Annotated in this window: 21 protein-coding genes and 1 pseudogene; 12 read left to right on the top strand and 10 right to left on the bottom strand. The window is 44.9% G+C overall.

The genetic code is table 11. The annotated features are described in order from the left end of the window. Positions 1 to 55: 55 nt before the first annotated feature. Positions 56 to 2,605, bottom strand: coding sequence for a Tex family protein (locus tag ACAM37_RS00785; RefSeq protein WP_309593781.1), 2,550 nt, complete (start codon positions 2,603 to 2,605; stop codon positions 56 to 58). A 532-nt stretch (positions 2,606 to 3,137) separates the two neighbouring features. Between ACAM37_RS00785 and ompR the strand changes: the two genes are divergently transcribed. Then, positions 3,138 to 3,911 (top strand): osmolarity response regulator transcription factor OmpR, encoded by a 774-nt coding sequence (ompR, locus tag ACAM37_RS00780; RefSeq protein ID WP_286130670.1) that lies wholly within the window; start codon positions 3,138 to 3,140, stop codon positions 3,909 to 3,911. Between the two features lie 86 nt (positions 3,912 to 3,997). Continuing rightward, a complete protein-coding gene (locus tag ACAM37_RS00775; RefSeq protein ID WP_282850631.1) occupies positions 3,998 to 5,080 on the top strand; it encodes a CobW family GTP-binding protein in 1,083 nt (360 codons plus the stop codon). A gap of 68 nt (positions 5,081 to 5,148) precedes the next feature. Here ACAM37_RS00775 and ACAM37_RS00770 read toward each other — a convergent pair whose 3' ends face one another. Then, positions 5,149 to 5,961 (bottom strand): NRDE family protein, encoded by an 813-nt coding sequence (locus ACAM37_RS00770; protein ID WP_095356515.1) that lies wholly within the window; start codon positions 5,959 to 5,961, stop codon positions 5,149 to 5,151. A 184-nt stretch (positions 5,962 to 6,145) separates the two neighbouring features. On the opposite strand from ACAM37_RS00770, the gene ACAM37_RS00765 reads away from it, so the two are divergent. Continuing rightward, on the top strand, positions 6,146 to 7,039 hold the full coding sequence (locus tag ACAM37_RS00765) for a glycosyltransferase (protein ID WP_369626309.1): 894 nt from the start codon (positions 6,146 to 6,148) through the stop codon (positions 7,037 to 7,039). Here ACAM37_RS00765 and ACAM37_RS00760 read toward each other — a convergent pair. Then, positions 6,932 to 7,753: an enoyl-CoA hydratase/isomerase family protein gene (locus ACAM37_RS00760; protein WP_007117335.1), complete on the bottom strand. Its 822-nt coding sequence runs from the start codon at positions 7,751 to 7,753 to the stop codon at positions 6,932 to 6,934. The two genes, ACAM37_RS00765 and ACAM37_RS00760, sit on opposite strands and share 108 nt — an antisense overlap. 253 nt (positions 7,754 to 8,006) lie before the next feature. On the opposite strand from ACAM37_RS00760, the gene ACAM37_RS00755 reads away from it, so the two are divergent. From ACAM37_RS00755 to ACAM37_RS00735, 5 genes and pseudogenes are all read left to right on the top strand, one after another. After that, complete coding sequence (locus ACAM37_RS00755; protein ID WP_099807466.1) at positions 8,007 to 8,525, top strand: GbsR/MarR family transcriptional regulator; 519 nt, start codon at positions 8,007 to 8,009, stop codon at positions 8,523 to 8,525. Positions 8,526 to 8,686: 161 nt separating this feature from the next. Next, the gene (locus tag ACAM37_RS00750; protein WP_369626308.1) at positions 8,687 to 9,637 is read left to right on the top strand and encodes a TIGR01777 family oxidoreductase; all 951 of its coding nucleotides are present in this window, start codon (positions 8,687 to 8,689) and stop codon (positions 9,635 to 9,637) included. Between the two features lie 18 nt (positions 9,638 to 9,655). Then, the gene (locus ACAM37_RS00745; protein WP_369626307.1) at positions 9,656 to 10,060 is read left to right on the top strand and encodes a thiol-disulfide oxidoreductase DCC family protein; all 405 of its coding nucleotides are present in this window, start codon (positions 9,656 to 9,658) and stop codon (positions 10,058 to 10,060) included. 505 nt (positions 10,061 to 10,565) lie between these two features. Next, entirely contained in the window at positions 10,566 to 10,886 is a 321-nt protein-coding gene (locus ACAM37_RS00740) for a DUF485 domain-containing protein (protein WP_369626306.1), read from the top strand. Positions 10,887 to 11,070: 184 nt separating this feature from the next. Then, positions 11,071 to 12,709, top strand: a pseudogene (locus ACAM37_RS00735) (cation acetate symporter). 91 nt (positions 12,710 to 12,800) lie between these two features. Here ACAM37_RS00735 and ACAM37_RS00730 read toward each other — a convergent pair. Beyond that, entirely contained in the window at positions 12,801 to 13,820 is a 1,020-nt protein-coding gene (locus tag ACAM37_RS00730) for a 5'-nucleotidase (protein ID WP_369626305.1), read from the bottom strand. 445 nt (positions 13,821 to 14,265) lie between these two features. Between ACAM37_RS00730 and thrS the strand changes: the two genes are divergently transcribed. Next, positions 14,266 to 16,194 (top strand): threonine--tRNA ligase, encoded by a 1,929-nt coding sequence (gene thrS, locus ACAM37_RS00725; protein ID WP_369626304.1) that lies wholly within the window; start codon positions 14,266 to 14,268, stop codon positions 16,192 to 16,194. A gap of 35 nt (positions 16,195 to 16,229) precedes the next feature. Next, positions 16,230 to 16,727: a translation initiation factor IF-3 gene (gene infC, locus ACAM37_RS00720; protein WP_172460503.1), complete on the top strand. Its 498-nt coding sequence runs from the start codon at positions 16,230 to 16,232 to the stop codon at positions 16,725 to 16,727. Positions 16,728 to 16,806: 79 nt separating this feature from the next. On the opposite strand, the gene ACAM37_RS00715 is transcribed toward infC, so the two are convergent. After that, on the bottom strand, positions 16,807 to 17,091 hold the full coding sequence (locus ACAM37_RS00715) for a GNAT family N-acetyltransferase (protein WP_219332415.1): 285 nt from the start codon (positions 17,089 to 17,091) through the stop codon (positions 16,807 to 16,809). Positions 17,092 to 17,376: 285 nt separating this feature from the next. On the opposite strand from ACAM37_RS00715, the gene ettA reads away from it, so the two are divergent. After that, positions 17,377 to 19,038: an energy-dependent translational throttle protein EttA gene (ettA, locus tag ACAM37_RS00710; protein ID WP_050325218.1), complete on the top strand. Its 1,662-nt coding sequence runs from the start codon at positions 17,377 to 17,379 to the stop codon at positions 19,036 to 19,038. Positions 19,039 to 19,317: 279 nt separating this feature from the next. Here the strand turns inward: ettA and serA are convergent, their stop codons facing one another. Beyond that, positions 19,318 to 20,550: a phosphoglycerate dehydrogenase gene (gene serA, locus ACAM37_RS00705; RefSeq protein WP_138017899.1), complete on the bottom strand. Its 1,233-nt coding sequence runs from the start codon at positions 20,548 to 20,550 to the stop codon at positions 19,318 to 19,320. Positions 20,551 to 20,770: 220 nt separating this feature from the next. Between serA and ACAM37_RS00700 the strand changes: the two genes are divergently transcribed. Beyond that, a complete protein-coding gene (locus ACAM37_RS00700) occupies positions 20,771 to 22,180 on the top strand; it encodes an FAD-binding oxidoreductase (protein WP_198510965.1) in 1,410 nt (469 codons plus the stop codon). 68 nt (positions 22,181 to 22,248) lie between these two features. On the opposite strand, the gene ACAM37_RS00695 is transcribed toward ACAM37_RS00700, so the two are convergent. The 4 genes from ACAM37_RS00695 to ACAM37_RS00680 form a co-directional block, all read right to left on the bottom strand. Continuing rightward, entirely contained in the window at positions 22,249 to 22,899 is a 651-nt protein-coding gene (locus ACAM37_RS00695) for an LOG family protein (protein ID WP_472826316.1), read from the bottom strand. A gap of 261 nt (positions 22,900 to 23,160) precedes the next feature. After that, positions 23,161 to 23,361, bottom strand: coding sequence for an SEL1-like repeat protein (locus tag ACAM37_RS00690; protein WP_099807455.1), 201 nt, complete (start codon positions 23,359 to 23,361; stop codon positions 23,161 to 23,163). 50 nt (positions 23,362 to 23,411) lie between these two features. Continuing rightward, positions 23,412 to 25,805 (bottom strand): ATP-binding protein, encoded by a 2,394-nt coding sequence (locus ACAM37_RS00685; protein WP_369626303.1) that lies wholly within the window; start codon positions 25,803 to 25,805, stop codon positions 23,412 to 23,414. 346 nt (positions 25,806 to 26,151) lie between these two features. Next, positions 26,152 to 26,745, bottom strand: a complete 594-nt coding sequence (locus ACAM37_RS00680) for a TPM domain-containing protein (protein ID WP_369626302.1) — start codon at positions 26,743 to 26,745, stop codon at positions 26,152 to 26,154. Positions 26,746 to 26,785 lie beyond the last annotated feature (40 nt).

Raw genomic sequence — 26,785 nt, 5'->3', positions numbered from 1 at the left:
GCAACATCTAAATGGATTTAGCCATTTAGATGCACGTTTACCAATGATACGGGTTTTATGTTGATTTTTTTAGACCTGCTTGCGCCAACAACGCACCCAAGCTACCAATTTTTTGCGGTTTGTCGGCTGTTTGGTTTTGCGGTTTAGCGGCTTTGTCACTACGTTGGAGTTTGCCCGAATGTTTGGCTGATTTACCGCCGCGCTCGGTAGGGTGTGCGTGTTTTTTGGTCGTACCAGCCACTGATTGGTTGGTATTTTTTGCTTTACTAGCGGGTGCTTTTTCAGCAGGTCTGGCTGCCATTGCGGTATCTGACTTCATGCTAAAGCCCACGCGTTTACGCTCTGCATCCACTGAAATCACGCGAACGGTGACGATATCACCTGGTTTGACATGATTTAACGGATCGGCGATAAACTCGTTACCCATCTCTGAGATATGTACCAAGCCATCTTGATGTACGCCAACATCAACAAAACAACCAAAACTTGTCACATTGGTGACCACGCCTTCAAGCGTCATGCCTTCGGTTAAATCGTTGAGGCTATTGACATCGTCACGGAACTGCGCTGTTTTAAAGCTCGGTCTTGGATCGTGTGCAGGTTTGGCTAATTCTTGTTTGATGGCAGCGGCTTTCAGCGTTGCTTGCTCGGCATCATTAACCTCATCGTTTGCGGCAGCGATAAGTGAAGCGGTCAGATTGTTAAGCGCTGACTCGTCACCTAGCACATCGTTGAGATTATTGTCGGTTGAGGCCAGCCATTGTTTGACCATCTCATAGTTTTCTGGGTGTAACCCTGTTGCATCTAACGGCTCATCACCGCCACGAATGCGTAAAAAACCTGCCGCTTGTTCAAAAGTTTTGGCACCCAATCTTGGCACATTTTTGAGCTGTTCACGATTGGCAAATGCGCCATGTTCGTTGCGGTAGTTGACAATTTGCTGTGCTACATTGACATTGAGACCTGCGATATAAGACAAAATCGCAGGACTTGCGGTATTGACGTCTACCCCCACCGCATTCACACAGTCTTGCGTGACTTTGGTTAAACTATCAGCCAGCTGCGTTTGGTTGACGTCATGCTGATATTGCCCCACGCCAATGGCTTTGGGATCAACTTTAACCAGCTCAGACAAGGGATCTTGCAAACGACGGGCAATCGATACTGCCCCACGAATGGATACATCAAGCTCTTGTAATTCTTGCGATGCCAGTTCGCTCGCTGAGTACACAGACGCACCAGACTCATTGACCACCACAGGCACGGCTTTGATATCGCCGTTTCCTTGAGCGCTGTGTTCTGCCAAAATTTCTTTGATTAAGGCATCTGTCTCACGGCTAGCCGTACCGTTACCAATGGCGATTAAATGCACATGGTGGTTTTTGAGTAAATCGGCAATGGTTTGTTTGGCTTCATCGACCTTATTGTCTGGGGCAAATGGATATACCGTTGCAATCGCAAAACTATCATCACTATTTTTGGCAACATGACCTAGACTATCAACCACGGCCATTTTGACCCCATGACGGATACCGGGATCGACGCCTAAAATCGTTTTTTGACCCGCTGGCGCTGCCATTAATAGATGCTGTAAATTGTTTGCAAACACGTCAATTGCTGCGGATTCAGCCGTTAAGCGTTTTTCTGTGAGCAAACGATGCTCAATATGCAGACGCCATTTGTCCAACCACAGTTTTTTGGCCAGTGACAATAAAAACTGTTGACGGTCAGTGGGCTCAGCAGCCGTTAAGTTAAATGCGTGATTAATTTGCTGGGTAAACGGTGCATCATCGCCTTCAATCGCAATCGTCAGTACATTGTCTTGGCGACCGCGTAGCATCGCTAATAATCGATGATTGGGTAGACGCGCCAAGCTTTCAGCGTGGTCAAAATAGTCTTTGTATTTTTCGCCGACTTCCCGTTTTTCTTCGCCCACTAAACGGCTATGAATTTGGGCGATTTTCCCAAAGCCGACGCGCAGTTTGTCGAGTAGATCAAGCTGCTGTGTCCACTCATCGATAATAATGGCACCGATACCTGATAGCTGTTTTTCTTTATCTTCAAAAATTGACGCTTCGGCTTCGCCGTTGTCATTCTGTACAGGCGCTGGCGCTTGGTAATCTAATAATGCTGAGGCTGGGCTTACCGACTCATTTAGAACCGCCAAGGCAATTGGCTCAAGTCCTGCTTCACGTGCTTGGGTTGCCAGTGAGCGACGGCGCGGACGATACGGCAAATAAATGTCTTCTAATTCAAGTTTGGATGCCGCTTGATTAATACGTTCATTCAATTCATCAGTCAGCTTATTTTGTGAAGTCAACAGCTCAATGATTTTTTGGCGGCGAATGGCCATATCTCGTTCATAGCTGAGCGATTTTTCTAGACTACGCAACTGTACGTCATCGAGCCCGCCGGTTTGGTCTTTACGATAGCGTGCAATAAACGGAATCGTCGCCCCATCATCATAGAGTTTGACAAATGCCATCATTTGGTTGAGTTTGATACCAAGATTGGCAGCTAATTTTTGATAAATGGCTTGCTGGACTTGCTCAGAGAGTACATCTACCGCTGGATTAGCCGCAATGGCAGTAACGTTTGTAGTCATATTTTTGCCTAACACTTATAAGGATGAACTCAAAACTTCAGAGTTCACGCATTATAACAAAACAATACAAAAAGATAATAGGTAAACGCTATTTTAACAAAAATCTTTAGTGATTTTTTACTTTGCTAACTATACCCCTGTTGTTAAACTAAAATTTTGCTAACGGATGACTATATAATAGATGACTACCCTATAAGCTAACGTCGCGTTTTTAGCAAAATCACTACAGCAATCGACACATTTCTTTGCTTTAATAACCGCATAACCAAGCAAATTTGACTGAATAATAAGATTGATAATGCTTGCAAGTTGTAACCAATCGTTTCAAAATACCCTTATCAGTCCTTAATAAAAATTTTTATACCCATATATTTTATAACATTGCTTGTCCTAACTATTAATTATAAGGTTCATTTCAACACGCTAATGGAACATATTTAGCGTTTATAAAAACTATGTAGCGAAAACAACATTCGAGTGAAAATAACATTGGTGATAGGAATATCGACGATAAAAATGAGGAAAATAATCAATGAGTGACGACATCAACCCCACTGTAGAATCTACTCCCAATCAATCAGCCGCCGGCGATATGAATCAGCGCATTTTGGTCGTTGATGATGATGCGCGCCTACGTACCTTATTGCAACGTTTCTTAGAAGACGATGGTTATATTGTACGTACTGCGCATGACGGCAACCAAATGGACAAATTGATGCAGCGTGAATTATTTTCGCTGATTGTGCTTGATTTGATGCTACCTAACGAAGACGGTATCAGTATTTGCCATCGCTTACGCGCAGAAAACTCCGATATTCCGATTATTATGTTGACCGCTAAAGGTTCCGATGCCGATCGTATCGCAGGACTTGAAGCAGGCGCGGATGATTATTTGCCAAAACCCTTTAACCCCAAAGAATTATTGGCACGTATTAAAGCCGTATTGCGCCGGCAAACGCGTGAATTACCAGGCGCACCCAGTCAGCAAATGGAAGTGGTCGAATTTGGGTCATGGACATTAGATTTATCAACGCGTACCCTAAAACGTGATGGCAATATCGTGACCTTAACCACAGGTGAATTTAGTGTATTAAAGGCTTTGGTACAACACCCCCGTGAGCCATTAACCCGTGATAAACTGATGAATCTGGCACGCGGCCGTGAATGGGGCGCAATGGAGCGCTCAATTGATGTGCAGGTGTCGCGTTTACGCCGTCTCATCGAAGATAATCCTTCGCAAGCGCGCTATATCCAAACCGTTTGGGGCGTGGGCTACGTGTTTGTACCCGATGGCGCAGAAAGCTAAACAAGCGCTATTTAAGAGAGCGGATTAAAAAAGCCAATTAGAAGAGCGGATTAGGAAAACTGGGTTAACAGAGTTAAGAAAATTTTATGATAAAACCGTTGATTGTAAATACAGCCTGTCACCTTGTGATGGGCTTTTTAGGTTCTGGAAAAACCAGTTTTATCAATGCCTGTATCGCGCATTTTCAACACCAAGAAAAGTGGGCGATTTTGGTCAATGAAGCAGGTCAAATCGGTATTGATGAAAAGCTATTGACGGGTAATGCTGACCATGATTTAGCGATTCGCCAAGTATCTGGTGGCTGTATCTGCTGTTCTTCGCAACTGCCGCTACAGATTGCGCTCGCTCGCTTGACTTCTGAGTATAGACCTGACCGATTATGGATTGAGCCGACAGGGCTTGCACACCCGCGAGAGCTGATTGAGCAGCTATCTGCACCACATTGGCAAACTGCATTGTCGCTAAAATCTGCCATCAGTATCTTCAATGCGCGTCATTGGCAAGATAGCCGTTATCGTGACAATGACGGCTACCAAGCGCATGTGCGATTTTGTGATGTGGTGGTGATTAATCGCTTTCATGGGTTGGATGACACCCAAAAAACCCAACTGACCGCATGGGTAAAAGGCTTAAACCCTAAAGCAAAATTGATTTGGCAAGCAGAGCAAATGCTGAGCGAAGATAATCTGCGGCAATTGCAACAAGCGCTCAATCAATCAAGCCAAGTGCTTGCTGAGCGTAGCCACTATCAACAAGTTAGCTTAACAAGCTTTGCTCAGTCCACCGCCCCACCCACTACCCAAGTCGACACGCCCCCATCGCCAACAGCTACCAATGATGACTTGCCATTTCGCTATCATGATGTACAAAATGGCTATCAAATCATCGGCTGGCGGGTGTCAGCCGACTGGACAATTGATATGACTGTACTGATGGAATGGCTTTTGGCACTGCCCAACTGGCAACGTATCAAATCGGTGGTTCATATCAAACATACGCATGATGAGCAATGGCAAACCATGAATTTTACCCCGGATTCGCTCGATTTGGTGGCCTGTGAACCACAAACCGATAACCGTATTGAAGTGATTTTTTTGGATAACACTATCGAATTGGATTTCGATAAGCTCGATACTGAGCTGATGATGATGTTTGGGCATATCCGTTAAGCTTACGGTTGATAGATAGCCGATTTTATTGTCTATTTTTTTGATTTTTCGGCTGTTTTTTTCATTGATTATGTGGCGTTAACATCGGGCGTGATACGGATGATAGTGTCATTTTCAAGGTTTTTTTCTTGCATATCAAACCCTGTATGAGTGATGGTGAGCAAGCTACTCACGCGCGTCCCATAGCTACTTCCTAGCAGCTTGTCGAGGCGATTGGCAGGAATAAAAATAGAAGACAACGCCAATTCTCTCTCGATACCTAAACCTGTATCAGGTAGCTGGGTGATAGGCGCTTGTTCACGGTCTTGCAATATCTCAAATGCCACGTTTTTCCAATTGGCTGTTTGCCAATTCTCATGCCCACCAAGCAGCGGCAATAACTCTTGTCGTACTCGCCTGCGCAGTTTTTCCGTTTTAAACCATTCCGTATTTGGTTGACCATTGGATAACACGTATAAGCCTTTTGCCAATACCTCGATGCCATACCCTTTATTATTAAGTAGCACCGCTTGCTGCCGATCGCCAATGACTAGATTGAACCCATCGTAGCAGGGCAAATCAATTTGTCTTGCGAAAGCTAGCGGTGACCACTCACCACTTAAATAATCAAGGATTAATTGACCTCGGGACGTGGCAAAGACAGGCTTATCTTTGATAATCTCTCGGTAGTTTAAAATCACCCCCCAGCGCCCCTGCACAGGATCGATACCCAACCAAGTGCCCCCTGCTTGCGCATCTTGCCCCGCGATGATTTTTTTTCCATTCGGCAATTGCCATTCATGCAGTGCGCGCGTAGGACGCTGCAAAAATTCATCCCGATTGGATAATAATACCAAGGGATTATCCTCAAACAGCTGCCAAGCCAACGCCACAATGCACATACTTCATTCCTTCTAACTTGTTACCATGCCCTCGCCCATTGACCCTGCATCAGCTCGATTGCTTATTCCATAGCTTAGCACCCAAAACTTTTTTAGCAATCACCAAATCGTCATATTGTTCATTTATGATAAAAAATCTAAAAAACTGCCGTTTTAAACGATTGTTGCCCTTGTGAATAAGCTTATGACGCCAATTAGCATCGTGATTATTACCCTAAACGAAGCCGAACGTATCGGCAATATTTTGCGTGACTTAGCCCAACAAAGCTACCAAAATTTTGAAGTCATCGTGGTGGATTCCAACAGCGAAGATGACACCTGTCAAATTGCAGCAAGTTTTCGTCACCAGTTGCCGGCGATAAGCGTCCATAAAATGTCAAAGCGTGGCGTCAGCTTGGGTCGTAATACAGGGGCAAGCCTAGCCAAAAATGAACGAATACTGTTCCTAGATGCCGATGTGCGGTTGGATGCAGACTTTTTGCAACAAGCCAGTCAATTATTGGATAAAAAATCCTTGAAAGTAGCCGGCGTGTATATGAATGCTGACCACCTAAAACCTTGGTTTACAGTGGGTTATCTGCTGTTTAACATGGGTATTTTTGTTAGCCAATTTTTATCGCCAACAGCGGTGGGTGCCTGTATTTTTTCCAGTAAATCCGTACATGAGCAATTGGGCGGCTTTGATGAGTCTATAACTTTGTGTGAAGATTGTGACTATGTCAATCGCGCCAAAAAAATCACCCGCTATCAGATGCTACCGCTCACCTTTCGCTTTGACCCACGCCGCTTGCAGCAAGATGGCTATTTTAATACAGGCTGGAAATACCTGCATGCCAATTTATATCGTTTTTTTATTGGCGAAATCCGTGATAACAAAATCCGCTACCAGTTTGGGCATTATCATACCCAAAAAAATAGCGTCGGTGGTGACGCTATTTTTTGCAGAGTTTTTAGGAGCTTGCCCTATGCTTTATCGTCCTTTAAACTCAGCAGGACGCTTTTGCATAAAGGCGGTAATCCCTTCTTTAAAGTCTTCACTGGTCGCCATTTGCATTTGGTAAATTACTTCTTGGTCTAGCGCGATATCTAGTCCTGCAAATGCCACTTGATTAATCGATTGCTTCATTGCCGCCAGTGCCAAGGTTGGCAAGCTTGTGAGGCGGTCGGTCAGTTTTTTCACTGCCGCATCAAGCGCATCTTGACTCACCAGCGCATTCACCAGTCCCAAATCTTCTGCCTTTTGCGCGGTGATTTGCTCACCTAACATCACAAGCTCAGTGGTTTTGGCGGCACCAATCAACTGAGATAACAGATAAATACCACCACCATCAGGCACTAGCCCGATATTGACAAAGGCTTGTAAAAATTTAGCATTGTCACTGGCGACGCGAAAATCGCACGCTAACGCGATATTCATGCCTGCACCCGCACACGCGCCATTGATACGCGCGATAATCGGCTTGCTGATTTTGCGGATACGGCGCGTAATGTCCGCAATCCCAATGGTCAGGCTGTGCGACATTTTCAGTAAATTTTCGCGGTTATCTGCGCCGGATAGCATCTCGCGAATATCACCACCACTAGAAAATCCCTTACCCGCGCCTGTGATGACAATCACTTTGGCGGCTGTGTCGTATTGTGCGTAATCAAGGGCTTGATAAAGCTCGGATTTCATCACGCTATTGAGCGCATTGAGTGATGCTGGATCATTGAGGGTAATCGTCGCAACGCTATCTGCAACATCATACGTGACTTTTTGAAAGGTGGGTTGTTGTGTTTGGGTTGCCGTCATGGGTCATCCTTATACCAAAGAAATAAATACCAAAAAACTAAATATCAAAAAAAAGATACAATGAACCACTTCATCTTACCGAAATTATTTTTTTTTGGGAAATAAAACGCGACTTGTAAGGTCAACAATCCAAACCCGACCACAAAATTTTTACAATTTTCAAAATTTCTGTATTGACAGAAATATATAAAAAGCTCAAAATAACTAAAAATTGATTGATTTATATCTATTTACTTACATACAGGGCTAAAAAGTGCAACTCACACCCACCATGGAAAAATTTGTCTTACATTGGGGCGAAATGGGCAATAAATGGGGCGTAAACCGTACCGTTGCCCAGATTCATGCCTTGTTATTTTTGGCAGGCAAGCCAATGAATGCCGAAGAAATCCAAGAGACCTTAGGCGTGGCGCGTTCAAATGTGAGCAATAGTATCAAGGAATTGCAGAGCTTAAATCTGGTACAAACAGTACATACGCTCGGTGATAGACGCGATTATTTCACCACGGGTACGGATGTATGGGAATTGGCTAAGGTGATTGTCGAAGAACGCTATCGCCGAGAGCTTGCGCCGACGGTTGGATTCTTGGCAGATTTAATCAATGAGCCAGAATTTGCCACAGAAAGCAAAGACATACAGCAACGTATCAAAGACACCCACCAATTTGTCGATACGCTGACGAGCTGGGCGAACGAGATGCTAAAACTTTCGTCCACTACGCTCAATCGTATCCTAAAGCTTGGGGCGACGATTCAGAAGTTTTTGAAATGATGGATTGGGATAATGACTGCAACATATCCGACTGGCAAAGTTTTAACCTGTTATGCTGTATAGTTGGCGGTTTAAGTAGTGTAATCGTTGGCAAATTGGTTTTACCAAAAAGCTAAAAATTTTACCCATAAATTTCAGTTTTGACAGAAAAAAGGAAAGAAATGATGAAAATACTTATCACAGGCGGTTCAGGATTTTTAGGCACAGCGTTAACACAATCGTTAAAAACCCATGGCGTAAAAGGTGACACTGCGTCAGTCACTTGGGTATCTCGTTCTGTAGAAAAAGAGAAAACCAAAAATATCGCAGACGACGTTATTAGCTATGACGATCTTGCCAGCACCGATCAGACGTATGATGTCATCATCAATCTAGCAGGTGCGGGTATTGCCGACAGCCGTTGGACGGAGGCACGTAAGCAAGAATTGTTTGATAGTCGCCTAAAACCCACACAAGCGGTAATTGATTATATTGAGCGAGTCGGCAACAAGCCAAAACTATTGATTAGCGGCTCAGCCATCGGTTGGTACGGTATCCAAAAGGAAAACGACCCAACTGCGCTTGATGAAACCAGCCCCGTGACAAAAACCGACTTCGCTCACGAAATTTGTCAGGCATGGGAGCAGCTAGCTTTGACTGCCCAAGATACTGCAAAATATGCCGTAACAGATGCTGTGCCAGTTGCGATTGTGCGCACAGGGGTGGTGATGGCGCCCGAGGGGGGTATGGTTGGGCGACTGATTACCCCATTTAAAATGGGCACCGGTGGTAAGCTTGGCAATGGTCAGCAAATCATGAGCTGGATTAGCCGTAGTGATTGGGTGCGTGCGGTGATTTTTATCATTGAACAAAACCTGACTCACATTCTGCCCACTCAGCAAATTTATAATTTGACCAATCCAACGCCTATTAGCAATGCTGCATTTACCGATGCGATGGGCACTTGGTTGCACCGCCCTACCCTGATGACCCTGCCCGCCTTTGTGGTCAAGACCATGTTTGGTGAAATGTCGACGTTACTGTTGGATGGGCAGCGCGTTGTGCCCACAGCGTTACTGGAAAAAGGTTTTGAATTTAACGACTTGACTGTATTAGATGCCCTAAAAAGCTAATCTTCGGAGACTGTTAATATGATTACCATGTACTATGATGATACCTGCCCTGTCTGCCGTACCGAAGCCTTGCATATGGCAGAGAAGAAACCTGAAGCCATTCGCATCATGGCGATTGATGACGCACGGGATGAACTTGCCAAATTTGGTATTAGCGAAAATGAGGCGATGACTTATCTGTGTGTGCAAGATAAACAGGGGAACATGCAAAAAGGCATGGATGCTGTAAGACTGCTATACAAAACCGCACAACTGCCATTTGCAACCGTGTTTGAATGGCCTGTGGCGAAACAAGCCAGTGATATGATTTATCCTATTTTTGCGCGGCATCGCAACCGTGTACCCAATTGGATGACCCAACTTGCCTATGGTAAAGTCGCAGCAGACTGCAAAGACGGTATGTGTAAAACTCGAGGCAAATAAATGCCGTTTGGTTTGAATGGCGGTATGTACGCTCAATGATTCATCTATCCTCAATGATTTATTTATCATGGATAGCTTGATAATTTTTACTGGTCATTGGGCGTTACAGTCATGATGGTGCAATCATAATTAAGTGCAATCATGATTAGGCACAATGATTATTAGTCACGATTATGAGTATCAAGTTATGTCTAATATTAATTTTGGGTGCTTTGATAGGGTCGCCACTAATTTTCAACTAACATTCTACAATTTTTTTACAGTTTGAGAAAAAACAGCTAGATTTTTTAACAATTTTCATTTAATAATAGCAACTAATCGGGAAGATGAGATTGTTTGTATCATTTAAGACAATCTATTACGTTTAGCATAGCGGACTTGCTTCAACATATTTTGTCTACTGTTATTGTCATCCAATCGCTATCTTCCTTGTCGGTTTTGACACTGATTGTTGAATCAATCATCAATGAGTTGTCTTTTTCATTCATTTACAAGGAGCGTTACCATGGATGAGGCACAAATTCAGCGCATCATGAGCCATCCTGAATTCCAAAGCATGGCAAAGAGAAAAACTAGCCTAGGTCTTATTTTTACCATTATCACGCTAGTTTTTTGGTTCGGTTATCTGCTACTCGTGGGATTTTACCCAAGCATGTTTGCAAAACCAGTTTTCGCAGGTTCGATGACGCCTGTAGGTTTTTATATTGTCGTAGCTTTCATCATTTTTGTACCACTCATTACTTGGATATATGTCAAAAAAGCAAACGGTGAATTTGACACGATGACTCGTAAAGTCATCGATGATATCAACAGTGGTAAAGTTTAACCACACAGGGATTGTGTTGGGTTTTCGATTTCGGTAGTAAAAATTTGATATCAATTTTGACATCATTTTTGACACCATGGAGGGTGGCATGTTACAACAACAATATAACGGCCTGGCTGTTAAAGGCTTGCACAAGCGTATCGGCAAGGTTTCAACTGCCGTAAGCTTGACGCTAGTGGGTCTGATGGCACAGATGCCAGCATGGGCAGCGGGCGCCCTAGAAGGCGAAGTAAAAAAACAACCGCTGAATATCTCAGCCATTATCATGTTCTTGATTTTCGTTTTTGCAACACTCGGTATTACTTACTGGGCATCAAAACAAAACCGCAAGCGACTTCTATACCGCGGGCGGCGGTATCTCAGGTACCAAAAACGGGATTGCTATTGCCGGGGACTATATGTCAGCGGTAACCTTTTTGGGGTTATCGAGTATGGTTTTTACCGTCGGTTATGATGGCATGATTTATACGCTAGCCTTCTTGATTGGCTGGCCAATTATTTTATTCTTAATCGCTGAGCGGCTACGTAACTTGGGTAAATTTACCTTCGCAGATGTGGCATCTTATCGTTTTTCCCAAACCCCAGTACGTATTTTTGCTGCATCCGGTACCTTGGTCGTCGTTGCGCTATACTTGGTTGCGCAGATGGTCGGCGCGGGTAAACTGGTTCAGTTATTATTTGGATTAGATTATATTTACGCAGTCATCATCGTTGGTGTGTTAATGATGGTTTACGTATTGTTTGGCGGTATGCTAGCCACCACTTGGGTGCAGATTATCAAAGCAGTTTTATTGATGTCAGGTGCGACTTTCATGGCCCTCATGGTCATGAATCATGTAGGCTTTAGCTTTGACAATTTATTTAAGTCAGCCGTCGCTGTCCATAGTAAACACGAATCGATTTTGTCACCTGGTAAATTGGTAAACAATCCTATTGAGTCTGTCTCATTAGGATTGGGTCTATTGTTTGGTACAGCAGGTTTACCACACGTACTAATGCGTTTCTTCACCGTGCCAGATGCCAAACAAGCCCGTAAATCTGTATTAGTGGCCGCTAGCTGTATTGCTTACGTGTATTTCATGATCGTTCTTATTGGTTTGGGTGCTATCGTTATCTTAGCTGAACATCCAGATTATTTCACCACAGTGGTTAAAGATGGCGTAAGCTCACAAGCACTCATCGGTGGTGCCAACATGGCAGCAATTCACTTGTCCCATGCCGTGGGTGGTAACCTATTCCTAGGCTTTATCTCTGCGGTTGCTTTTGCGACTATCCTAGCGGTGGTGGCAGGTTTGACGTTATCAGGCGCTTCAGCGGTCAGCCACGACTTGTATGCGAGTGTTATCAGAAAAGGTCAAGCGAGACCTGAACAAGAGATGCGTGCATCAAAAATTACCGTGGTTGCGTTAAGTTTATTGTCAATCGTGACCGGTATTATCTTTGAAAACCAAAACCTTGCGTTCATTGCAAGTTTGGTATTTGCGGTCGCGGCATCCGCCAACTTCCCGATTCTTTTGTTAGCGATGTTCTGGCGTGGTCTAACCACTCGTGGTGCGGTAATCGGTGGGTTTGGAGGCTTAGCAGTCGCAGTGTTACTGATTATCTTAGGACCTGCGGTTTGGGTCGATATCATGAAACACGAATCACCTGCTTTCCCATACAAAAACGTGGCATTATTTAGTATGCCTGTGACCTTCATTCTAGCGTGGATCGCCTCTATCACTGACAACTCACCACGCGCGCAGTTAGATAGAAAAGGCTTTGATGCACAGTATGTACGTTCATTAACCGGTATCGGTGCGTCAGGTGCATCTGACCACTAATCCAGTGTTCAATTCCAGTGTTCAATAACAAATACCGCTTGCAATAAGCGGTATTTTTTTATATTGGGTTTTTTTTTAAAACCTATGAATTTTATCCTTGATGAATCTCAACAAGGTTTTGGGTTGCCGCGGCATCAGCTTGTTTGACATACAATTTTGATTTTGAGCTATAAGGCACTAGCCCTGAGGGTACTACGCTTTTAGCAGATTCGTAATTATGAATGGAGTCATCGAAGAAAATATGCGGGGCAAAGGTTTGCAGTACATGGCGTTTATCTAAGCCACCTAAAAAGAATGCCAAATCCACATTGACGCCCCAATCACGTAATGTCTTAATCGCGCGCAAATCTGCAGGGGCATTGCGCGCGGTCACCAGTGCAATTTGAATCGGTGGATGCTTGATTCTAGCAGGCAGGCGTTTTTGTAGTTTAGAGAGTTTGATTAAAAAATCCGCATACGGGCCTTTATTCATCGGCACATCACTCATTTTGGCTTCATAATCATGAAACGCTTTGAGTCCTTGCTGGCGAGACAATAGCTCCCCTGCTTCATCAAATAATACGGCATCGCCATCAAATGCAATGCGTAGTTGATTGGTGTCTAGCTCTTTCATATCAATCGGTGGCGCATCTAATATCGCGCAGGCACACACGCCTGCATCGGTGACTTGCTGGGCATCGTCATGATTGGTGGTCAAAAACAAATCCACCTTAAAATCCGCCACATAATCCGCCACCCCTTCGCCTGAGGTAAATGCCGAGCGACTAATGGGTAGTCCATGACTACGCAGCGCATTTAATACTTGAATACCGGTATCTGGGCTGTTTTTTGACATAATCACCACTTCAACCATGGGCGCAGCGATGCCCTCGCCCTTGTCATCGGCTGCACAATGGTGATTGAGATTGAGTAAGGCTTTGATAAGCGGATAACCCGTCCCAGTTTGCAAGGGATCATTTTCACGTTCAATCATATAGCTGCGAAATTTATCAATCGCCGTTTCTGGATCTTCGGTTAACGCTTGTTGAAAAAACCGCTCAGACTCCGATAGGTCAAACAATGCCGTGGCAGAGACCGCCACAATTAATGTATTGGAAAAATCAACTGACATAAAAATGCCCTTAATCAATCGTGTTGTTATGAAGCATAGCACTCACTATGCTGTAGTTATATAAGTTTTGCCACGGGTAATCTAGATTATTCCTGTAACTTGTTGGTGTAAAGGCGCACAGTTTAGTGTCAAGACACCCTGTCGTATTGGAGATACCAAGCATTGGCTGTCGTCTATTGTAGTGTTTTTTACACGCATATCATGAGCTACCTCATTTTGTGTCATCACTGCAAGCAATTCAATCAGCAAGTTGGTTTCATCACCGCAATTTGCTATAATATCTTGTTTACGCTTTTTGCAAAGCGACGAATTCATGGGATTGTAATGCCTATCTAGACACGGTAAGTCTGGATGGGCAGAGTTTTTCCCTTTTTTTATTCCCATCTCTCACGGTTACATGACCGATAGTAACGGTCATCACTGCCAAAGGACAACAGGAGCAATTATGGTAGCCATTACCTTACCAAACGGCGATATTAAACAATTTGATGGACAAACGTCAGTCATGGAAGTGGCACAAAGCATCGGCGCAGGGCTTGCCAAAGCCACCGTTGCAGGACGTGTCAACGGTAAATTAGTTGATGCGTGTGACCCGATTAGCGAAGACGCAACCGTCCAAATCATCACGCCAAAAGACGAGGAAGGTGTGGAAATCATTCGCCACTCGACCGCTCACTTACTGGGTCATGCTGTCAAACAGCTCTATCCTGAAGTGAAGATGGTTATCGGTCCTGTGATTGAAGAGGGTTTTTATTACGATATCTATAGCGAGCGCCCGTTTACGCCAGAAGACATGGAAAAAATCGAAGCGCGCATGACGCAATTGATTAACCAAGATTACGATGTTATCAAAAAAATGACACCGCGCGACGAGGTTATCAAAGTATTCCAAGACCGTGGCGAGACTTATAAACTACGTCTTATCGAAGATATGCCGAATGAAACTCAAATGGGTTTGTACTATCACCAAGAATATGTTGATATGTGCCGTGGACCACACGTGCCCAATACCCGTTTCTTAAAAGCTTTTAAACTCACCAAAATGAGTGGTGCCTACTGGCGCGGTGATGCCAAAAACGAGCAACTTCAACGTATCTACGGTACCGCTTGGGCAGATAAAAAAGACCTAAAAGCTTATATTCAGCGTATCGAAGAAGCGGAAAAACGCGACCATCGTAAAATCGGTAAAGCGCTTGATTTATTTCATATGCAAGAAGAAGCGCCTGGTATGGTGTTTTGGCATCCCAATGGCTGGACGATGTGGCAAGTACTTGAGCAGTATATGCGCAAAGTACAAAAAGATAACGGCTATCTTGAAATCAAAACCCCGCAAATTGTCGATAGAAGCCTATGGGAAAAATCAGGTCACTGGGAAAATTATGGCGACATGATGTTCACCACCCATAGTGAAAAACGTGACTATGCGATTAAGCCGATGAACTGCCCGTGTCACGTGCAAGTGTTCAATCAAGGGTTAAAATCCTACCGTGACTTGCCATTGCGTCTTGCTGAGTTTGGCTCATGCCACCGTAATGAGCCGTCAGGTTCGCTCCATGGCATCATGCGGGTGCGTGGCTTTACCCAAGATGACGCCCATATTTTTTGTAGTAATGAGCAAATCAAACAAGAAGCCCAAGATTTTATTAAGCTTACCCTTGATGTGTATAAAGACTTTGGTTTTGATGACGTACAAATGAAACTCTCGACTCGCCCAGAAAAACGGGTCGGTGCTGACGAACTGTGGGACTTGGCAGAAAAAGACTTAGCAGACGCGTTGGATAATGCCGGGCTTGACTGGCAGTATCTGCCAGGTGAAGGGGCATTTTATGGACCTAAAATCGAGTTTAGCCTTAAAGACTGTCTTGGCCGGGTATGGCAATGCGGTACACTGCAGCTTGACTTTAACCTGCCAGAACGACTAGGTGCAGAATTTGTGAATGAACAAGGCGAACGTGAAACACCACTCATGCTCCACCGTGCGATTTTGGGGTCATTTGAACGCTTTATCGGTATGCTCATTGAGCATTACGCCGGCTGGATGCCAGTCTGGCTTGCACCGCAGCAAGTTGTGGTGATGAATATTACCGACAACCAAGCCGAAGCCTGTCAAAAAGTCGCCGAACAATTGAATCAAGCCGGACTTCGTGTGATCACCGATTTGCGTAATGAGAAAATTGGCTTTAAAATTAGAGAACGCACCCTTGAACGTATTCCTTATATGATTGTCATGGGTGATAAAGAAGTAGAAAGCAACCAAGTTAACGTGCGTACTCGTGAAGGTGACAACCTTGGCGTGATGAGTATTGATGCCTTTATCGACTTGGTTAACCAAGCGACCGCCCAAAAAGGGCGTGTCAAATCAAAAACAGCGTAGGAGTAAGTATTATTAAGAGTTCAAACCGATTAGACATCAACGAGGAAATTCGTGCCAAAGAGGTACGCTTAGTCAAAGAAGACGGCGAACAAGTTGGTGTTGTGGATATAAAAACGGCTTTGCAGGCCGCCCGTGATGCTGAGTTGGATTTGGTCGAGATAGTACCAGACGCTCAGCCTCCTGTTGCCAAAGTGATGGACTACAGAAAATATCTGTACGACCAAAAACAAAAAGCCAAAGAAGCCAAAAAGAACCAAAAACAAACGCAGCTTAAAGAAATCAAATTGCGTCCTGGTACGGAAGAAGCCGACTATCAAGTCAAACTTCGTAAAATCCGTGAGTTTTTGGAAGACCAAGACAAAGTCAAAGTCACCATTCGCTTCCGTGGTCGTGAGATGGCTCACCAACAAATTGGCTTGCAGCAGCTTGAAAAAGTCATTGCCGATACAACCGATGTTGCCAATGTTGAACAACAACCAAAAGTTGAAGGCCGCCAAATGGGTATGCTACTTGGACCTACCAAGAAAAAATAATCAGCAAACCCGACTCTATAAAAAAACCACATCAATATATGTGGTTTTTTTATAGGCGTATTGACGCATTTATAAAATTTTAAGCTTTTAAATCACGGTATTCGGGGTGTTTCTGTAGATAGCTTGCCACGTAAGAGCAGGCTGGCACGACTTTTTTACCTTGCTTGCGGGCGTAGTCTAGCGCGTGCTTGGTCAACGCCCCTGCAATGCCGCGCCCACCAATGGCGTCTGGTACAATGGTATGGTCATATACGATGACATCACCATTATCCACATAGCTGATGTAAGCAGTAGTGCCGTCAACGGTGGTTTCAAAACGCTGGGACTGCTCGTTATGGTGAATAGATAATTGTAAATCCGACATGGTTGTCTCCTTGTATATTCTTTTATTTACTATGCTATCTGTGACTTGGTTATTTGTCGCTTGGTTATCTGCCGTTTGATAGTAGCACAGCCACTGTCCATAACTTGTAAAAGTTTTTGCCTATTCGGTATGGGGTTTGCAAATGATTTTCCCTAGGCTTTTGCCTTGCCCCACCCTGTTAACAATGCGATAATAAGCGGTTAAACCTCACCATTTTTCAAATTTTTTGGCGTGGATGATACGCCTTATCTTCATTTGCTATTAGCTAACTTAAACAGGAAAAACATGGCTCAATATATTTATACCATGAACAAGGTATCAAAAATTGTTCCACCCAAACGGGAAATCCTAAAAGACATCAGCTTGTCTTTTTTCCCCGGTGCAAAAATCGGTGTGCTGGGTCTCAACGGTGCCGGTAAATCAACCTTGCTTAAAATCATGGCAGGTGTGGACACCGAGTATAACGGTGAGGCGCGTGCGCAAGCGGGTATCAAGATTGGCTACCTTGCCCAAGAACCGCAGCTAGACCCTGCCAAAGACGTGCGCGGCAACGTGGAAGACGGTGTGCGTGAAGCCCTAGACGCATTGGCGCGCCTTGATGAAATTTACGGTGAATATGCCCTACCCGATGCCGACTTTGACAAACTTGCCGCCGAGCAAGGTAAGATGGAAGACATCATCCAAGCGTGGGATGCCCATAACCTAAACAACCAACTAGAAAAAGCCGCCGATGCGCTGCGCCTACCCGCGTGGGATGCCGATGTGAGTAAATTATCGGGTGGTGAAAAACGCCGCGTCGCCCTTTGCCGTCTATTGCTATCCAAACCCGATATGTTGCTATTGGACGAACCAACGAACCACTTGGATGCCGAATCAGTCGCTTGGCTTGAGCATTTCTTAAAAGATTATAGCGGCACCATCGTGGCGATTACCCATGACCGCTATTTCTTGGACAATGTGGCAGAGTGGATTTTGGAGCTTGACCGTGGCTATGGCTACCCTTACCAAGGTAACTACACTGAGTGGCTTGAGCAAAAAAATAAACGCCTAGAGCAAGAGCAAAAACAAGAAGAAGCCTTTGCCAAAGCGCTGAAACAAGAGCTTGAATGGGTGCGTAAAAACCAAAAAGGCCAGCAAGCCAAATCAAAATCTCGCTTGCAACGTTTTGAGGAATTAAACTCCAAAGAGTTCCAACAGCGTAACGAAACCGCTGAAATCTACATTCCACCAGGACCACGTCTTGGTAATAAAGTGATTGAAGTCAACAATATCTCAAAATCATTTGGTGACCGTTTGCTATACGAAAACCTATCCTTCACTGTGCCACCGATGGCGATTGTGGGGATTATCGGACCCAATGGTGCAGGTAAAACAACCTTGTTCAACATGATTACAGGCAAAGACAAGCCAGATACAGGCACAGTTGAAGTCGGTGAATCGGTAAAAGTGGCGTATGTCGGACAGGTACGCGATGAGCTGGACGACAAAAAAACCGTGTGGGAAGAGGTCTCCGACGGTCTTGATATGATTACCGTGGGCGAATACACCACGCCTAGCCGTGCCTATATCGGTCGCTTTAACTTTAAAGGTCAAGACCAACAAAAACTGGTCGGTAGCCTGTCGGGTGGTGAGCGTAACCGTCTGCAACTTGCCAAAACCTTAAAACAAGGGGCAAACGTGCTGCTACTCGATGAGCCATCAAACGACCTTGATGTTGAGACATTGCGCGCGCTTGAAGATGCGGTGGAAGTGTTCCCTGGTACGGTGATGGTGGTGTCGCATGACCGCTGGTTCTTAGACCGTATTGCCACGCATATTTTGGCGTTTGAGGATGAAGGTCCGATTTGGTTTGATGGTAACTACTCAGAGTTTGAGGCATACCGCAAAAAACAGTTGAGCGCGGATGCCGAACCAAAACGCATGAAGTATAAAAAGATTGCGAAATAGTTAGCGATTTTTGCTTAACAATTTATGTTTTTTCACCCTACTCAAGCGATTTGAGTGGGGTTTTTTAATCGTTTTTGATACAACAAAATTAGTACCGCCCGTTGCAATTTTGGATAAGGAAACCTTAACCATGACGTTAGATGGCTTAAGCAGTACGCCACTCTATCATGCGTTATGACACGTTTTAAACAAGTTAGATTGATATGCTATTTATGCCATCATTTAGCAACCAAAATAAAAAAGGACGTAGTCAATACGCCCTTTTTTCAAGAAACCTTATTAAAACAACACCCGCACGCGAATGGTTTCTGGGATGTTTTTAAGCGCTTCAACCGCTTGCGCAGAATCGCCGCTACCCACATCCATCACCAAATAACCCACATCTTCTTCCGTCATCAGGCTTTGCGCAAAGATATTGATATTGGCATCGGCAAAAGATTTGTTAATCTGTGACAACACGCCAGGCACGTTTTGGTGAATATGTAGCAGACGATGCGTACCTTCTTTTTGCGGCATACTAACATTTGGGAAGTTGACCGAGGTTGCGGTATCACCCATATCAGAATAACGCACAAATTTTTCTGCCACTTCAAGACCGATATTGGCTTGGGCTTCTTGGGTTGAGCCACCGATATGCGGTGTCAAAATCACATTGTCAAACGCGCGCAGTGGTGATTCAAATTCTTCATCCGCTGATTTTGGTTCTTTGGGGAAAACGTCAATCGCCGCGCCCAAGATATGACCGCTTTGTAAGGCTGCCGCCAGCGCATCAATATCCACACATTTGCCACGCGCCGCATTAATAAGATGCGCGCCTGGTTTCATGGCCGCCAATTCTGTGGCGGTAATCATATTACGCGTACTTGGCAAATCTGGCACATGCAGGGTGACCACATCGGCTTTACCAAGCAGTTCTTCTAGGCTTCCCACTTGGGTGGCGTTGCCCAGTGGCAATTTGGTAACCACATCATGATAGATGACTTTCATACCAAGGCTTTCAGCGAGTACCGATAGCTGAGTACCAATAGAGCCATAACCCACGATACCCAAAGTTTTGCCGCGCACTTCATAGCTGTCTTTGGCAGATTTGTTCCAGCCGCCACGGTGTACCACCGCGTTTTTTTCAGGGATACCGCGCATCAGCATGATGATTTCGGCAAGTACCAATTCTGCCACAGAGCGGGTGTTAGAATAAGGGGCATTAAAGACAGGGATACCCAGCTCACGGGCAGCTTCCAAGTCCACTTGGTTGGTGCCAATACAAAAACAGCCAATGGCGATGAGCTTTTCAGCTTTTTCTAAAATATCGCGGGTCAAATGGGTGCGAGAACGAATGCCGATAAAATGGGCGTCTTTGATTTTTTCGCTAAGCTCTTCGGGGTCTAAGGCGGTTTTGATGTTCTCAACATTGTGATAGCCCGCCTCTGACAGCACTTTAAAGGCATTATCATGCAAGCCTTCAAGCATCAAAAAGCGGATTTTGTCTTTCTCAAGTGATAAATTTTGTGCCATAACAAACCCCTAGTCAGTATTTTTAGTCAATTATCCTATCACACTTGCTGGGTTTTTTGTGGTGAAATTCCAGCAAGATGGCATGATTTTTTTGTCTTATGGGTAAAAAATTCTTCATCAATCGCCAGTGTTTTTGTCAAAATTTATGCCGTTAGTTATGCTATGATAGAGCCTCAAAAACCTTTTCAATCTGTCTAAAAATATGGGTAAAAGCCACACCATGACTGCTAATCAGACCGCCATCAATACGCTCATTGAACAACTACGCCAGCAAGGATTTGACGAACACCAAATCAAAACCGATGCGGACAGTTTGGGCTTTTGGGGCAAAGATTGGACCAAGCATTTTGAACCCAATGCCAGCGCCATTGTCTTCCCGAAATCCACGCAGCAAGTGCAAGCCATCGTCAAGCTATGTAATGAGCTTAACATCGTCATTACCCCAAGCGGTGGACGTACCGGTCTATCCGCAGGGGCCGTTGCCGCCAATGGCGAGGTGGTAATTAGCCTTGATAAAATGCACCAAGTATTGGGCTTCTACCCTGCAGACCGTATGGTGGAAGTGGAGGCTGGTATCGTCACCAAAGCGCTGCAAGACTTTGCCCAGCAGCAAGGGTTATACTATCCCGTGGACTTTGCGTCAGCCGGTTCAAGCCAGCTTGGTGGCAATATTGGCACCAATGCCGGCGGCATCAAAGTCATCAAATACGGCATGACCCGCAACTGGATATTAGGTCTTACCGTGGTGACAGGTAAAGGCGATATTTTGCACCTCAATAAAGGCATGATAAAAAACGCCACAGGTTATGACCTGCGTCATTTGTTTATCGGGGCAGAAGGTACGCTTGGGATTGTCACTGAAGTGCAAGTCAAGCTAGAGCGTCAGCCCAAGAACCTAACCGTCATGGTGCTTGGTGTGCCAGAGTTTGCTAATATCATGCAAATCCTGTCAGCCTTTCAAAGCAAAATGGATTTGACCGCGTTTGAATTTTTTGATGATGTCGCCGTTGACAAGTTACTTGCCACAGGGCATGTGCAAAAACCGTTTGAAACTGATGCGCCGTTTTATGCGCTACTCGAATTTGAAGCGCCCTACGAGCCGATTATGGACATGGCGATGCAGATTTTTGAAGACTGTATGAGTGAAGGCTGGGTACTTGATGGGGTGATGAGCCAATCGATTCACCAAGCCCAAGAGCTATGGAAACTGCGCGAGTATATCTCTGAGACCATCTCGGTATTTACCCCCTACAAAAATGACATCTCCGTACTCATCAGCCGTGTGCCAGAGTTTATCGCGGATATCGATGCCATTGTTAGCCAAAACTATCCGGATTTTCAAGTGTGCTGGTTTGGGCATATCGGCGATGGTAATTTACACTTAAATATTTTAAAGCCAGAAAACCTTAGCAAAGACGAATTTTTTGAAAAATGCCAAGTGGTCAACAAGTACGTGTTTGAAACGGTGCAAAAATACAACGGCTCTATCTCAGCCGAGCATGGCGTAGGTATGACCAAAAAGCCGTATCTTAATTACACCCGTCCTGATGAAGAAATTGATTATTTACGCGCCATCAAGCAAGTCTTTGACCCCAATGGGATTATGAATCGTGGTAAGATTTTCGACTAGATAACATTGATAAAAAAAAATACAAAAAAAGACCTTTAACTGAGGTCTTTTTTTTGTCGCTAACAAGGTTAGATTTTATTCACATTCAGCGTGTCCGGCATGTTAACAATCGGTTTGAGTAGTTCAATGGCTTCTGCGACAGTATTACAAACGATTAATCGCTGTAAATCTTCTGGTTTCATAAAACCTTGCTCAGCGGTAAATTGTAGATGCTCAACCAATTTGTCATAAAAACCATTGATATTGAGAATAATCATCGGTTTTTCATGTTGATATAGCTGTCGCCAAGTGGCAATTTCCATGATTTCCTCAAGGGTGCCAAGCCCACCTGGCAAGGTGATAAAGGCACTGGCGTACTCTGCCATGATGGCTTTACGGGTATGCATGGTATCGGTCAAATGCAGACGCGTCAGCCCACCATGCGCCACTTCTCTATCCATCATAAATTCAGGAATCACGCCCACGGCAATGCCGTTTTTTTCAATTACACCATCGGCAACCGCGCCCATACAGCCAATCACCGCACCGCCATACACCAGACCTAACCCCGCTTCAACCAACCCCCTACCCAACTCATGCGCCGATTGGACATAGACAGGGTCATTGCCTTTGCGAGAGCCGCAATACACAGCGACTAAGGGAACATCAATATCATGAAGTTTGACAATTTGTGCAATATCGCTCATTTCTTTACTAGTAATAATATCTACGGGTGTCATGCATTTTCCTTTTAATGTGTTGTCATTATAGCTCAATCATCCTACAAATTCGTGAACGCATCCTAGGCGCAGCGTATCTCATTTTGGCTACATTTGGCGCATAGGCATTATAATTGGTGCAGTTGGCGAAAAATAAAGCAATGGCTGTTAAAAAGCCATCAATGAAAGGCTGAATAAGATAGATTCGATAAGAAAGACGGGATAACAAAAATAGGCTATCAAAAGCCATCAAGGAAACCACCTAGGTATGATGACCTAAGTCTAATGATAGGCATTGTGGGCATCGGCAGTCTCTGACACAGATGGGTGTAATTCATTGAGTGCTGCAGCATAACCATGTTTGCCAGATTGCTTTAGCCAAGCGCTTGCTTTGTCAGCATCGGCAGCGACGCCATTGCCACTGGCATAGATGTTGGCAAGAAAATATTGGGCTTGCTGTTCGTATTCAGACGTTAAGGTCATACCGCATTCCGCGAAATTTGATAGGATCAAAAGGTTTACATTGCGTCTGTTTATAGCGGCTGATACAACACGCCGACCAACAAAACCGTGATATCCTTCGCTGCTGGGGCAATCTGTACAATATCAAGTGCTATTGACTGGGCATCATACGTGGTTGCTAAGCTGTCGATTTGGCTTTGTAACTGCTGCCCAATGCTGTCTAACTCCTGCTGCAGCTGCTGACGAATCGCATCAAGCTCTGCAATGGTTTGTTTGTTGGCATTGATATCGCCCACCGAGTTAATGGCACGTTTGACGTTATTGATATTGGTCTGTGACAACGCCTTGCGCCCCATAAACGCGCCTAAGACCGCAGAACCAATACTAACCCCTGCATCAAGCCATCCTTTGCTCGACTCAGCGGCTTGTTGTTGGTATTTTTCATTGGCGGCTTGCAGTTTTTTGGCTAGCGCGTCTTGTTTTTTAGCAAAGCTATCACGCAGCTGGGCAATGGCGATATCACGCTGTTCATGTAGCGGTACGATGAGCCGATTGCGGAAGGCTTCTTCGCTCTCTGCCACTTCGCTATACAGCTTTAAACTATCGACATACCACAGGTTTAACACTTGCTGCTGACGGATGGCTTCTTTCACCGCTTTCTCCCAAGCTTTCCATGATGCCTTGTCGAGCGCTTGGGTAGGCAGTTGTTTGAGCACAGCAGGTTGATGCGGAGCCGATTGTAACTGCTCAAAGGTCAAATCACTTAAAATCGCTTGATGCCAATCTACCACCAACGGCGGCTCACCAAATGCTGTGGTTAATAATAGCTGCTGCTGACTTTGGGCACCTGATTTTTTGTCATTAAAAAATACCCGCGCATAGGCAAAGGCAGTAGGCTCATAGAAGGTTTGCCCATCGCCCGCCATGTCTTTGGGGGCATAATACAAGCCCACATCTTTGGGCAAGGCAGGCGGCTGCCTCATGGTGCTGGCTAATGGATTGATGGCAGGCATGGTGGCTTGCGCTTGCGTTAGGTCGTTAGGGGCAGCGGCTTGGCTATTGGCTTTGAGCTGTGCTATGGCTTGTTTGCTAAGCGGTCCTGATAAGTAGTTGAGCGTGAAGCGGGTGCTAAAAATCACAGGACTGGCGTCATGCACATTGTGCAGTAAAAATTGGCGTTTACCGAGTTTATCAAACCACGCATTGAGCGCCGCTTTGTCCAGTCCACTGCTGCCGCTGGCAGAGAGCAAGCCATCCATCACCCGTTCACGGTCTTGGGCAGTCTGCAACCGTCCGATAAACCAAGTACCCGCGTTGGATAAGGCTTTGTAGTCCAAGTCCACTGGGTTTTGGGTCGATAACACAATCCCCAAACCAAATGCACGCGCTTGTTTTAGTAGGGTCAACAGCAATACTTTGGTCGGTGGATTGCCAATCGGCGGTAAATAGCCAAACACTTCATCCATGTACAAAATTGCCCGCAAGGTTGAGGTGCCTTGCTGACGGCGCATCCAGCCCAATAAATTGGTGAGTAACAAAGTGACAAAAAATAAACGTTCGTCATCGGATAGATGCGCAATATTGAGCACACTGGTTTGTGCTTTGCCGTTTTTATCATAAAACAGTGCGCCAGCATCCAGCGGCATGCCTTTAAGCCAGCTAGCAAAACTCGGTGATGCCAAAAGCGTGTTGAGCTTCATCGCCAGTGCGCCACGGTCTTTATCCGCAAATACTTGTGACAACGGCAGGATACCGATTTTGTCAAACGGTGGCGTTTGGATTTGGGTAATCAAATCCACCAAGGTTAAAGTTTGGTTGTTATCCCAGGCGTTTTTAAGTAGCTGTGCCAAAAACACATGCTCTGGAGCAAGGTTATCCCCATCAACTTTTAATAGCACCAACAGTGCCGACACTGTCGCATCGATATACTCAGCATAGCCTTCGCTATCTTGTTTGACACTATCGGGCGGTGGGACGAGATTGCCAAGTAGGGCAATCGGTAAACCATTCTCGCTACCTGGGGTATAGACACTGACACGATTGGCGGCTTTGAGTGCTTGCACACGCTCAGGGGTTTGAAAACTTTTGCCAAGCCCTTGTTGCCAGTTGTCTGCGGTTTGCTTGGCAAACTCTGCCACACTCATACCTGCTTGACTTGCCATGCCGCTATCAATCCACGGCTCAAAGTCACTGGCTGCCAAATTTGGGAACGTCAATGCCAAATTGCCCAAGTCACCTTTGGGATCAATCGCAATCACCGGAATATTATCCAGCGCTGCTTCTTCCAGTAAGCTAATCCCCAAACCCGTCTTACCCGAGCCTGTCATCCCGATAATCACCGCATGGGTTGTTAAGTCAGCTGCGTCATATAGGGTTGCTTGACCTTGTGTACACTCTGGGTACACGTCTTGACCGAGATAAAATTGACCGATACTGTCAGGAATATTATTGGTGAGCGTTGGCATGAGATTCCCTCAAAATTTTTATAAGTAATGATTGATCGCCAACATGACGACTGGTCTAATTGCCTAATTGTCTAACAACCTGAGTGGCGGTATGTCGGTTTCATTATAGGTAAAATTTTATCATTTCGCCTAGCAAAATTTGTCGATTCTTTTGTCGAGCCTTAACGCAATTTTTTAGCGCCAAAAAGATAATCCTCAATAATTTTTGATACAAAATTTTGAAGTTTACCCGCTTAGTGTTGGGCATTAAAAGTTTAGCAATAAAAGCTGAGCAATAAAAAAAAGCAATGGGTGACATTGCTTTTGGTAGGATTGCATCATCGCAATATGCAAATTAAGTTTAAAACTATTTTATAAAAATCATTCTGTCAGCGATTTCGTTGCCGCTTGGGTCATTGTCTAATTGATAATATTGACGAAGCAATTGCCCCACATCGCCCAATAGCGCAACCAAGCTATCAATGTGTCGATTGGCTTTAATACCTTCGATAGCCTTGTCGCACATTGCTTGCCACATGGTTGGCATCACATGGCTATTGATGCCTCTATCCGCGACAATCTCCAGACGCCGCTCACAGATATTAAGATACACCAACACCCCAGTATTATCCTGCGTATCCCAGACGCGATAATCCCCAAAAACTTCGATTGCTCTGTCTCGGCTGTTTTGTAGCCGTGCGGACGAAATAGGCAAATGATTCTCAATCACTAGCACCACTTCGCCGCGATTCCCTTGCTCAGCTTCGGTAATTGCTTGATTTAGCTGTTGTTGGGCAGTAGGTGTTAACCAGCGATTGTGCAGGCTAGGTATAAACGCAACTTGACGCCACCATCTAGCCCAACTTGGCACAGTGGAAGTCACTGTCGCCATCGGTGAGGTATAAGCAATGGTTTCTTCGTTGGCACCATTCGTTGCAGTTATTGGGTCATTTGTGCTCATGAAAATTCCATAAAAAATAATGAAGTATATAGTTGATGAT

Origin of the sequence: Moraxella sp. K23 (genome assembly GCF_041154765.1) — a bacterium.
Taxonomy (GTDB): domain Bacteria; phylum Pseudomonadota; class Gammaproteobacteria; order Pseudomonadales; family Moraxellaceae; genus Faucicola; species Faucicola tetraodonis.
The sequence above is the reverse complement of the archived record's forward strand: the minus strand, read 5'-3'. Positions and strand labels throughout refer to the sequence as shown.